General features: G+C 47.9%; 11 protein-coding genes. All 11 read right to left on the reverse strand.

Features of this window, described 5'->3' with window-relative positions; all coding sequences use genetic code 11:
• Positions 1 to 32: 32 nt before the first annotated feature.
• From DMI82_RS07180 to priA, 11 genes are read right to left on the reverse strand one after another with little or no spacing between them, the layout of a single operon-like run.
• Entirely contained in the window at positions 33 to 707 is a 675-nt protein-coding gene (locus tag DMI82_RS07180; protein WP_021651620.1) for a thiamine diphosphokinase, read from the reverse strand.
• A gap of 2 nt (positions 708 to 709) precedes the next feature.
• Positions 710 to 1,384, reverse strand: a complete 675-nt coding sequence (gene rpe / locus DMI82_RS07185) for a ribulose-phosphate 3-epimerase (protein ID WP_110102940.1) — start codon at positions 1,382 to 1,384, stop codon at positions 710 to 712.
• A gap of 3 nt (positions 1,385 to 1,387) precedes the next feature.
• Positions 1,388 to 2,266, reverse strand: coding sequence for a ribosome small subunit-dependent GTPase A (rsgA, locus tag DMI82_RS07190; RefSeq protein WP_021651619.1), 879 nt, complete (start codon positions 2,264 to 2,266; stop codon positions 1,388 to 1,390).
• A 2-nt stretch (positions 2,267 to 2,268) separates the two neighbouring features.
• Positions 2,269 to 4,494, reverse strand: coding sequence for a Stk1 family PASTA domain-containing Ser/Thr kinase (gene pknB, locus DMI82_RS07195; RefSeq protein WP_110102941.1), 2,226 nt, complete (start codon positions 4,492 to 4,494; stop codon positions 2,269 to 2,271).
• Positions 4,488 to 5,234 carry a Stp1/IreP family PP2C-type Ser/Thr phosphatase gene (locus tag DMI82_RS07200; protein ID WP_021651617.1) on the reverse strand — a complete coding sequence of 249 codons (747 nt, stop codon included), beginning with the start codon at positions 5,232 to 5,234 and terminating at the stop codon, positions 4,488 to 4,490. Before DMI82_RS07200 ends, pknB begins: the two co-directional genes overlap by 7 nt.
• A 1-nt stretch (position 5,235) precedes the next feature.
• Positions 5,236 to 6,276, reverse strand: a complete 1,041-nt coding sequence (gene rlmN, locus DMI82_RS07205; RefSeq protein ID WP_110102942.1) for a 23S rRNA (adenine(2503)-C(2))-methyltransferase RlmN — start codon at positions 6,274 to 6,276, stop codon at positions 5,236 to 5,238.
• A 6-nt stretch (positions 6,277 to 6,282) separates the two neighbouring features.
• Positions 6,283 to 7,635, reverse strand: a complete 1,353-nt coding sequence (gene rsmB / locus DMI82_RS07210) for a 16S rRNA (cytosine(967)-C(5))-methyltransferase RsmB (RefSeq protein WP_110102978.1) — start codon at positions 7,633 to 7,635, stop codon at positions 6,283 to 6,285.
• Complete coding sequence (locus tag DMI82_RS07215) at positions 7,631 to 8,338, reverse strand: zinc metallopeptidase (protein WP_015526118.1); 708 nt, start codon at positions 8,336 to 8,338, stop codon at positions 7,631 to 7,633. The genes rsmB and DMI82_RS07215 overlap by 5 nt, the downstream gene beginning before the upstream one ends.
• A 6-nt stretch (positions 8,339 to 8,344) precedes the next feature.
• Entirely contained in the window at positions 8,345 to 9,289 is a 945-nt protein-coding gene (fmt, locus tag DMI82_RS07220) for a methionyl-tRNA formyltransferase (protein WP_110102943.1), read from the reverse strand.
• Positions 9,290 to 9,301: 12 nt separating this feature from the next.
• Positions 9,302 to 9,775, reverse strand: coding sequence for a peptide deformylase (gene def, locus DMI82_RS07225; RefSeq protein WP_021651614.1), 474 nt, complete (start codon positions 9,773 to 9,775; stop codon positions 9,302 to 9,304).
• Positions 9,776 to 9,787: 12 nt separating this feature from the next.
• Positions 9,788 to 12,007 carry a replication restart helicase PriA gene (gene priA, locus DMI82_RS07230; RefSeq protein WP_110102944.1) on the reverse strand — a complete coding sequence of 740 codons (2,220 nt, stop codon included), beginning with the start codon at positions 12,005 to 12,007 and terminating at the stop codon, positions 9,788 to 9,790.
• Position 12,008: the final 1 nt, after the last annotated feature.

Genomic DNA, 12,008 nt, shown 5'->3' on the forward strand with positions numbered 1-12,008 from the left:
AAATCGCAACTGTGAGGCAATTATTGTTACTGTCAGTCCCTGGACATGATCATCAGAAGCTGCCCGCTTTCATACAGGATCTCTGCGGTTTCTTCCGAAATCTCATTGCTGACGGTCAGGCCACTGTCTTCTACTGTCAGATGATATCCGTTCAGCGGATACTTAAACCCCCTCAGAGTGAGGCCTGTCACATCACCTCCCACAGTAAAGAATGAAACATATTTTCCAAACTGCTCCTCTCTGTGCAGTATGGTTCCACTTTCTGCAAGTGTGATATAATTCCACTGATCTGCGATCGCAATACGAACGCCCTGTTCCTTACCCATGGAAAGCAGTCCCAGATTCGCCAGCACATGATCCAGCCTTGTGCCGGTAGCTCCCAGGATCAGGATATCCTTTGCACCCTTGCGAATCATCTGGTTTACCGCAGACTGTGTATCCGAATCATCCTTCTCTGGCTTCAGCCTGATGATCTCCGGTCCCTTCAGGCTTTCCATATATTTTTGGCCTTCTTCGGAAAGACTGTCAAAATCCCCAATTGCAAGATCCGGAATAAATTCCCGGTTTTTCATAAACCATTCCATCCCCTTATCTGCAGCAACAAGAGTGATTTTCTCTCCTCGGCTTTCTTCTATTCTTTTTTTTAAAAAATCGAGGGCAAAACCATTCTGGATATTGCCCCCGCTGATTATTATTGTATCGATCATTTTCAGTCCAGCTCTTTTTTGATATTGTGGATTTTTTCTGTAATGTGTCTTACATTGGCTGCCACATCGCCCTTAAATACCCAGGAACCTGCGACCATGAGGTTTGCACCGGCACGCATAACAGTCTCCAGTGTATCATCATTGATACCACCATCTACCTGAATGTCAACATCCAGCTCTTCTTCATCAATAAGCTCACGAAGCTCCTGGATCTTCTCCGTGCATTCGTCCATGTATTTCTGTCCGCCAAATCCTGGCTGAACAGTCATTATCAGCACCATATCTACATCTTCAAGAAGATGGCTGATGTCATTTACCGGTGTGGATGGCTTGATCGAAACTGCCGCCTTTACCCCTGCTGCCCTGATCTGCTCCAGTGTACGCTCCAGATCCTCACATGCCTCCGCATGTACAGTAATGGAATTTGCTCCGCATTCTACAAAATCGCGGATATATCTTTCCGGTTCTGTTACCATCAAATGTACGTCGAAAAACATGTTGGATTCTTTCCGGATCGATTTGATCACCGGCATTCCAAAAGAAATGCTGGGAACAAAATCTCCATCCATAACATCAATATGCAGATATTCAACGCCTTCCTTTTCCAGAATTTTGATCTGTTCTCCCAGTCTGTTAAAATCTGCTGATAAGATCGACGGGCACAATCGGTATTCCATGACTCAGTATCTCCTTTTCTCTTTTAATTCCTGGTGCAGCTCCAGATAATCTTCATATCGGAGTCTGCTGATCTCATTGTTCTCAAGGGCTTCCTTAACAGCGCAGCCCGGTTCATGTATGTGACGGCACCCCTGAAAGCGGCACTGTCCTTCATATCTTCGGAACTCCGGAAAGTAATCCTTCAGTTCCTGCTCCTCCATATTTTCAATATATAAGGAGGAAAATCCCGGCGTATCCACAAGGAATGTATCCTGTGCCACCGGTATGATCTGTGCATGGCGCGTGGTATGTTTTCCCCGTTTCAGCTTACGGCTGATCTCACCGGTTTCCATCTCCACTTCTTCCTGAAGGGAATTCGTAAGAGAAGATTTTCCCACGCCGGATGGGCCGGCAACCACAGTTGTCCTGCCCTGAAGCACTTCTTCGATCTCGTCGAGTCCTTCTCCCTTCAGGGCACTTGACAGGATCACCTGATAGCCGCAGCTCTGGTATGTTTCATAGAGAAATTCCAGTTCTTCCGTTGTTGCCAGATCTTTTTTGTTAAAACAGATGACTGCCGGAACACCTTCCCTCTCCATCATAATGAGGAAACGATCCAGAAGCATGAAGTTCGGCTTCGGATTATCCATGGCAAAGATCACCAGTGCCTGATCTACATTGGCCACAGCCGGACGGATCAGAGAATTCTTCCGCTTGTGGATCTCCGTCACACTTCCCTCCAGTTCCTTTTCATCCAGAACTGTAATGTCCACATTGTCACCTACCAGAGGCTTGAATTTATCCTTACGGAAAATTCCCTTGGCTCTGCATTCATATGTATTACCGTCTTCTGCATATACGTAGTAGAATCCGGCAATACCTTTGATTATCTTTCCCTGCATGATCACTCAGCTTTCTTGAATGTAACCGTGTAGGTTCCAAGCTGCTGATAATCCCCGTCTACCTCTTCATAGAGATAGATGGTTCCTGAGGTAACGCCCTCAGCACCTGAGATATCAAGCTGATACGGGAAGCTGATATTCTGTCCATCAATGATGGTGGATGCCTTAGGCTCACCGTTTACGTCCTGGATCAGTTCCAGACGGATCGCGCCTCCATTGTAGCCGGACGGGGTATCCAGTGTCTGTGTACATTTCCAGCCTGTGTTTGCATTGACATCTGCTGTAGATGTAGTTGTGGATACTGTGCTGTCCGCAGATGCTGTGCTGTCTGTGGATGCTGTACTGTCTGTAGATGCTGTACTATCTGCAGATGCTGTGCTGTCTGTGGATGGAGCCTTGTCACCGGAGCTGATGGTAATGCTGATCGGCTGATCCGGGTCTGCTGCCGCATAGGCTTCCGGATCCTGTGCGATAACTGTACCTGCAGCTTCTGTACTCTGCTGTTCTGTTATCTGGATATCAATAAATTTCCCTAAAGTAGTAAGTGCATCATCCTTGGTCATTCCTACAACACTCGGAACCTCAGCATTATCGCCATAATCAACCCCTCGACTGACTGTCAGTGTTACAGAAGAGCTTGCCTGCACAGAAGTACCTGCTGCCGGTTCGACATTGTAAACATATCCCGGATCTACCAGTGCATATCCGTTGTCATCTGTGTCGCTGTATTCTTTCTGGACATTTACCTGAAGTCCAAGATCTTCCAGAGTCTGCTGTGCATCGATTCCTGTACGTCCATCCAGATCTGGGATCGTAACCTGTGCTGTTCCGGTGCTTACCCAGTATTTCACAGTTGTATTGGCTTCAACCTGTGTTCCCGCAGCTGTCTCCTGACGGGAGATCCTGCCTTTTTCCTGATCGGATGCCTCCTCACCGGCCATCTGGACACCCAGATGTGCATCGTTTGCAAGTGTTTTAGCCTCTTCCTCTGTCTTGCCTACAAGATCAGGAACGGTTGCCAGACCGTCAGCTGCTGATTCCTGCTTCGCTTCTGCCTTGCTGCTGTCTGCAGCTCCGCTGCTGCCGGTTCCAAACAGTCCTGCGGCACGTCCAAGCACTACCACAAGAACGATCAGAAGGACTGCACCTCCGATCAGTGCCGCAATCGTCAGGCCTCTTCCGGAACCATGATGCTTCTTTTTCTTTCCGGATCTATGCTCGGATCTCGGTCTGTATTCTTCCTCTGCATCATCGTAATCGTTATCGTCGTATTTTTCTTCCTCAAGTGCGGTGATCTCCGGTTTTGTGATCTGCTTCGGTGTATGTTTGATCTCACCAAGCTCTTCTTCTGAGATCACAACCGTCTTGGCATCGTTGTCAACTGTAGTAAGCCTTACAAAATCACCCTGGGGATCGATCAGAGAATGCTTCAGGTCTGCGATCACATCCTCCATACGGCTGTAACGACGATCTACACTTTTCTGTGTACATTTCAGAATGATCTGCTCCAGACTGTACGGAAGGTCCGGTGTATACACACTTGGCGGGACCATCTCTTCCTGCAGATGCTTGATAGCGATCGCCACAGTGGTATCTCCGTCAAAAGGAACTCTTCCTGTGACCATCTCATACAGTGTGATTCCAAGAGAATAGATATCGCTCTTCTCATCGCTGTATCCGCCTCTCACCTGCTCAGGTGAGCTGTAATGTACAGATCCCATTACATTGGAGCTGATCGTATTGGAAGATGCAGCTCTGGCAATTCCAAAGTCTGTCACCTTTACTTTACCATCTGTGGAGATAATGATATTCTGGGGTTTCACATCTCTGTGAACGATACCATGGCTGTGTGCCGCCTCCAGACCCATAGAAACCTGGATTGCGATACTTGTAGCCTCTTTAATGGAAAGCTTTCCCTTCTTGGAGATGTATTCCTTTAGAGTGATACCCTCGATCAGTTCCATAACAATGTAATAAACACCGCCGTCATCTCCTACGTCAAATACATTGACGATATTCGGATGTGTAAGACCAGCTGCCGCCTGGGCCTCACTTCTGAATTTCTTTATAAACGTGGTGTCTTCCCGAAACTCCGGTTTCAGGACCTTCACTGCAACAAAACGGTTCAGCTTATGGTCCATAGCCTTATAGACATCTGCCATTCCGCCAGTTCCGATTTTTCCTACGATCTCATAGCGCTCGGCTATGATCATTCCCGTCTTCAACATGCTTCCACCTCATTCGTGAATGGCTCTACCAGTACGACTGCAATATTATCCTTACCACCATTCTGATTTGCTTCCCGAAGGAGCGCACTGCCCTTCTGATCAATATCTGCTTCCGGATCGGATATGATCTCCTGGATCTTCTCATCTTCAACCATATTGCTGAGACCGTCTGAACACATCAGGATCGTACATCCTTTTTCAAGTTTCAGATCAAAGAAATCCACATCCACCGTTTTCTCCGCGCCAAGTGCCCTTGTAATGATGTTCTTATCCGGATGATTCCGTGCTTCCGCTTCGCTGATCTCGCCCATTCTCACCATTTCCTGTACCAGGGAATGATCTCTGGTGACCTGGCGGATCCCGTCCTGGATCACATATAAACGGCTGTCACCCACATTGGCTACATAGGCATACTGATCTACAATAGTCGCCACCACCATAGTGGTTCCCATGCCCCGGAGGTTTTCGTCTTCCTGCGCACGGTTTCTGATCTCCGTGTTCGCAGCTTCGATCGCATGACGAATAACCTTCACAGGATTGTAATCCGCATCTTCACGGATTTCATCCACAAGGATCCGTACTGCATGTGAGGATGCATAGTCACCGGCGTTATGTCCGCCCATTCCGTCCGCGACTGTGAAAAGATTAGGCAGATTTCCAACCGGACCTTCAGATGCAAACACGTAATCCTGATTCATCTTCCGCTTCTGCCCTACATCAGTAGCTGAGTATATCCTCATGTCACTTCTCGCTTTCTGTTTTTTCCATGTAACTTTTTCTTAGCTGTCCACAGGCACCGTCGATATCGCTGCCCATTTCCCTTCTAATAGTAACATTAATTCCGTATTTTTCAAGTTTTATTTTGAAATTCTCCACAGCCTGTCGAGTAGACCTCACATAGGAGCGTTCCTTGATGGGGTTGACCGGAATCAGATTTACATGGCAATTGATGCCTTTTATACGGCCGGCCAGCTGTCTCGCATCTTCTTCACTGTCGTTGACACCGGCTACAAGACTGTACTCAAAGGTGATCCTTCGGCCTGTTTTATCAAAATAATTTCTGCAGGCATCCAGAACCTCATCCATGGAATACTTATTCGCGATCGGCATCAGTTCCTGTCGTTTTTCATCATTTGGAGCATGAAGGGAAAGTGCCAGAGTGATCTGAAGCTTTTCTTCAGCCAGATCATACATCTTCGGCACGATCCCGCAGGTAGAAACCGTCACATTTCTCTGACTGATCCCAAGACCGTTTTCGTCGGTAAGGATCCGGACAAAACGGACAAGATTGTCATAATTATCCATCGGCTCACCGGTTCCCATCACAACTACATTGGCCACACGTTCACCGGTATCTGCCTGGATACGGTAGATCTGATCCAGCATCTCGGACGGCTTCAGGCATCTGGTCAGTCCTCCGATGGTAGATGCACAGAATCTGCATCCCATACGGCAGCCCACCTGAGAAGAAATGCACACAGAATTTCCGTGGTGATACCGCATGAGAACACTCTCGATCACATTTCCATCTTCCAGCCGAAACAGATATTTTCTGGTTCCGTCAATTTTTGAGATTCTTACATCTGCCTGGGTCAGCGCTGTGATCGGATAAGCCGAAAGCTTTTCCCTGAGGCTTTTGGAAAGATTTGTCATTTCATCCCAGGAGGTAACCAGCCGCTGGTGAAGCCATGCATAGATCTGTTTCGCCCTGAAAGGCTTTTCACCGATCTTTGTCATGAATTCCTTCAATTCCTCCATGGTCATGGATTTTACATCTGTCATTTTCTGTTATTTCCTTCTGAATCTGGCAATAAAGAATCCATCCGTCTTATGTATTCCCGGCAGAAGCTGCAGATAGCCAAGCTTCGTGGATTTACAGTGCAGTTCCTCCGGAATATACGGATCCAGGCTTTCCAGCCGGTACGGATAGTTCTTTAAAAACCATAATACATTTTCTTCGTTTTCTTCCCGGGCAATGGTACATGTGCTGAAGATCAGCGTTCCATCCGGTTTCACATACTTTGCAGCCTTATCCAGGATCATTCTCTGGAGCATTACGATCTCTTCCTGTTTCTGCGGAGTTGCCCGGTATTTGATTTCCGGTTTCTTGCCGATAACACCATAACCGGAGCACGGTACATCCGCGATCACAATATCCGCAGCCTGTTCGGAATCCGGATCATATACCGTTGCATCTTGAACTCTGGCTTCCACGTTGATCACTCCGGTCCTGTGGATGTTTTCTTCGATAAGATCTGCCTTATACTGACTTACATCTCTGGCATCCACATTTCCGTAATCCCCCATTTTGTCTGCCGCATGGATGCTTTTTCCACCTGGCGCAGCGCACATGTCGATGATATGGTCGCCTTTTTTCGGACTTGCAGCTTCCGCTACAAGCATAGAGCTTACATCCTGCACCAGGATCTTTCCCTGAAGGAATGTCTCTAGTGTCAGAATATGATTGTAATCGGAAATCTTCAGTGCATAGGGAAGATAAGGAGCCTGTTCTACTGTCACTCCCTGAGACTTCAGACTGGTGACGATTTCTCTCAGAGACGCCTTATGAGTACGGCACCGTACTGTGATCGGTCTTTCTGTCAGAAAATCCTCCAGGATCTTCTCCGCGGTCTTCACTCCGTAGGCTGCTTTCCATTTTTCTACCAGATATTCCGGCATGGAATATTTCACGGAAAGATAACGGACTTCGTTTTCTTCCCTGGAAGGAAGCTCCAGATCACTGATCTCTCTTGCAATCGTACGGAGCACCCCGTTGACAAAGGGCTTTAGATTATAAAAGCCTTTTCGCTGTGCCAGCTTTACCGCTTCATTGCATACTGCACTGTCCGGAACACTGTCCATAAATTTCAGCTGATATACCGCACTTCTCAGGATCTCACGGATCTGCGGTTTCATCTTGTTTACAGAAACCTTTGAAAAAGAATCGATGACATAATCAATATAGATCCGGTATTCCAGGGTTCCCTCACATACTCTTGTAATAAAGCTACGTTCCTGTTTCGGAAGAAACTGATATTTGGAAAGCGCATTCCGGATCGCAATATGGCTGTGCTCACCCTCCTCCTCGATCTGTAACAGGATCTCAAGGATCAGTTCTCTGGTATTTACTCCGCTGCTAATCACGATCTCTACCTCCTGCAAGGATAATCAGTCTCAGAAGCTGCAGAATAGATGCCGCCAGAGCTGCTACATAGGTAAGCGCTGCCGCTGTAAGTACTTTTCTTGCACCCTTTTTTTCATCTGCACCTAAGATACCTGTACTTTCCAGCATTTTAAGCGCTCTGGAAGACGCATTGATCTCAACCGGAAGTGTCACCAGCTGAAACAGTACTGCCAGTGAAAACAAAACAATTCCCAGAGTTACCAGCGGATCAATGGAAAAGATCAGTCCTGCGATAAACAGCGGCCATGAAAGCTGGGAACCAATATTTGCGGCAGGTACAATGGCTGAACGGATATTCAGTGGTGCATAATTGATCGCATCCTGGATCGCATGGCCACATTCATGTGCTGCCACCCCCACAGCCGCCAGAGAATTTCTTCCATAAATATCTTCTGAAAGGGAAACCGTTTTCGTTCTCGGATCATAGTGATCCGTAAGACTTCCGCGGATCGGAACCACCTGTACGTCTGTGATCCCAGCCGCTCTCAGGATCCTCTGTGCAGCTTCCGCACCGGTGATACCTGAATGACTCCGGACCTTTTTATAGACTGCAAAGGTACTGCGCAGCTTCGCGGATGCCGCAAGAGAAAGAAGCATTCCGATCACGAGCAAAAGAATCGTGGGGTCCATTCCCCATCCGTAATAACCATATCCGTACATAACTCATCACTCCCTGGAATCTCTGAACATGTCTCCTGGTTTCAACTGATATCCCCGAAGGAACGCATCCGCTTCCATGCGTTTTTTGCCTTCCAGCTGCACTTCATGAAGCACGAGTACCTTCTGGCCGCATGCTACCTGGATTCCTCCTTTGTCAGCGGCTATCACAGTTCCCGGTGCTTCCTGTGCCTGTTTTTCCAGAACAGAGCTCTTCCAGACCTTCAATGTTTTTCCATTGATAAAGGTAAAAGCGCTTGGCCATGGATCAAGGCCTCTTACCAGACGCTCCAGTTCTTCCGCATTTTTGCTGAAATCCAGAAGCCCCATTTTTTTGGAGATCATGGCAGCATATGGTGTTGGACTCTCCTCCGGCTGTTTCTCGCGGGTTGCAGTTCCGCCAAAAATGGACGGTAAAGTCTGTACCAGAAGCTCTGCACCTGCCTGTGCGAGCTTATCAAACAAGCTTCCACCTGTCTCATCTTTGGCAAGCGGAACCACGATCCTGGAAATCATATCACCGGTATCCAGACCGGTTCCCATCTGCATAATAGTAACGCCGGATTCTTTTTCACCGTCGATCACCGCCTGCTGGATCGGTGCAGCTCCACGATATTTAGGAAGCAGAGACGCATGGATATTGATACATCCGAATCTCGGCATATCCAGGATGCTCTTTGGAATGATCTGCCCGAATGCCGCAACAATGATGATGTCCGGTGCAAGATTTTTCAGTTCTTCCACAAATTCAGGATCTCTTACCTTCACCGGCTGCAGTACCGGGATCCCGTGTTTCAGTGCTTCTTCTTTTACAGGAGTAGGCATCATAGTTTTGCCTCTGCCCTTCGGTTTGTCCGGCTGTGTGATCACAGCCTCCACTTCATATCCGTTCTCTGCCAGTGCTGCAAGAGGCGCCACCGCAAAGTCCGGAGTTCCCATATAAATAATCTTCATAGTATCCCGCCTTTAGTCTTCTTCATCATAAGTTACCTTGTGAAGTTCTCCCTCCACAAGTTCTGTATACATTTTTCCATCCAGATGGTCAATCTCATGACAGAATGCTCTTGCCAGAAGGCCCTCTCCCTCGTAGATCTGTTCGTTCATATTTACATCAAGTGCTTTTACCTTCACATAGTTCGGACGTGTTACCTGTCCTGCCATTCCCGGAACGCTCAGACATCCCTCGTCACCGGTCTGCTCGCCGCTTGTCTCAAGGATCTCCGGATTGATCAGCACGATCGGGCCCTCACCTACGTCGATGACAACGATACGTTTCAGGATTCCTACCTGTGGTGCAGCGAGGCCAACACCCATTGCATCATACATGGTATCCAGCATATCTGTGATCAGTTCCCCGATCCTCGGTGTCATTTTGTCTACTGTCCGGGATTTTTTTGTCAGTACAGAATCCCCCTGTACACGGATTGTTCTAAGTGCCATTTTTCTTCTCCTTTAATTCATATCAAATTGAATGTATATTTTCCGGAATCCGGAATTTATCTCTATATATTTCTCCAGCTTCTCTCTGACTGCTGTGAGAAAGCAGATATCCCTGTGCTTCAGATGGATCACCTGACGATAAACATCCTTTACCTTACCTACCGATGCAGCTGCAGGTCCGATCATGTGAAGCTCTTCCTTCGGACTTACCCTGCGGATAAAAACTTCTATATAATACATGGCATTTTTCAGAAGTTCTTCATCCTGGCAGGCGCCAAAAACAGTCATCATATGGGCTGCCGGCGGATAGTCCAGAAGCATCCGATACCCCATTTCTTCTTTATAAAATTTCTTATAATCCTGAATAGCCGCAGCCTGGATACTGTAATGCTCCGGCTGATATGTCTGGATCACCGCCTGCCCCGGCCGATTCCCTCTGCCGGAACGTCCAACTGCCTGAGTCAGAAGCTGGAATGTACGCTCCCCGCAGTGATAGTCATCCATATTCAGCGAAAGATCTGCTGCAATCACTCCTACCAGAGTCACATTCGGAAAATCATGTCCCTTGACGATCATCTGGGTCCCCACCAGAATATCTGCCTCATGCTTTGCAAAAGAAGCCAGGATCTTCTCATAGCTGTCCTTGGTCCTTGTAGTATCAAAATCCATTCGAAGTACCCTGGCTTTCGGGAAGTCTTTTTCAATGACCTTCTCGATCTGCTGGGTTCCTGCCTTAAATCCACCAATGTGCGGTGAACCACAGGACGGACAGATTTCCGGTTTCACAGTCTCATAGCCGCAATAATGACAGATCAGACGATTGCCATTGTGTTCACTTAGAGATACATCACAGTGGGGACATTTCATAACGTGACCGCAGGCTCTGCAGGAAACAAAGCCCGCATATCCTCTCCGGTTCAGAAACAGCATGGCCTGTTCTCTTCTTTCAAGGACCTGCTCCAGATCCCTCTTCAGCTCCAGACTCAGTACCGAGCGGTTTCCTTTCTTTAATTCTTCCCGAAGATCCACGATTGATACCTGTGGAAGAGGCCTTTCCTCATAACGTGCGTTTAACTTTACCAGAAGATATTCTCCGTCACAGGCATGACTGTAGGCTTCCAATGACGGAGTGGCTGATCCCATGACCACACGGGCATGTTCCATTCGTGCCCTCTCAATGGCAGTCTCACGTGCATGGTACCTTGGCGTATTCTCACTTTTGTAGGTGGGTTCATGCTCTTCGTCGATAACGATCAGTCCCAGATCTGAAAACGGTGTGAACAGTGCGGATCTGGGTCCTACCATCACCTGGATCTCACCACGTTTTGCTCTTTTGAACTGATCATAACGTTCTCCCTGGGAAAGTCTGGAGTTCAGAACCGAAACCTTATCTCCGAACATGGCATAAAAGCGCCTAACTGTCTGATAAGTAAGCGCGATCTCAGGGATCAGCACGATCGCCTGTTTTCCCTCCTCCAGTACCTTCTGGATCAGGCGCATATAAACCTGGGTCTTTCCGCTTCCGGTCACTCCGAAAAGAAGTGCAGGCCTTGGGTCCGGCTCCTGCCATTCCCGAAAGATCTGCTCTGCCGCCAAAAGCTGTTCCTGGTTCAGACTCAGTTCCATGTTCTCCTTCACCAAGCCGAGCCCCTCGGGAATGCGATACATTTCCTGACTTTCAATAGTTATCAGACCTTTTTTCTCAAAAAAATCAAGAACGGAAATGCCGGCTCCAAGCTCTTTGGAGGCATAGGTATAATCTAGGCTCCCGGCCTCCAGGATTGCCCGAAGGAACCGCTCACGTGCTTTAAAGCGGCTGCCTTCCAGCTTGCCAAGAAGTGCCTGCCCCTCTTCCTTTTTCCCTGTAAAAAGGATCAGTCTTTTCTCTTTTGCACGGACCTTGTCTTTTACAGGCAGAACTGTTTTCAGTGCCTGGATCATGGTGGAGCCATAGGTCTCCTTCATCCAGGCCGCAAGTGCGATCAGCCGGGATTCTGTTGTCTCACTGTCTGTGGACACTCCCCGAATCTCCTTGAGCTTTGACGCATCATATTTCGCCGTTCCGGAGATTCCGGTCACATAGCCTTTCCGAAGGGTATTTCCCTTTCCGAAGGGCACTGTGACCACAACTCCAGGTTTTATTGCCTGCACTAGTTCCTCAGGTACACGATACTGAAAATCCCGGTCCAGCTTTTCATGAGAAATATCAATGATCACATCTGCATAGATCATC

Source organism: Blautia sp. BCRC 81119, assembly GCF_003184505.1.
In the GTDB taxonomy this organism is placed as follows: domain Bacteria; phylum Bacillota; class Clostridia; order Lachnospirales; family Lachnospiraceae; genus Blautia_A; species Blautia_A fusiformis.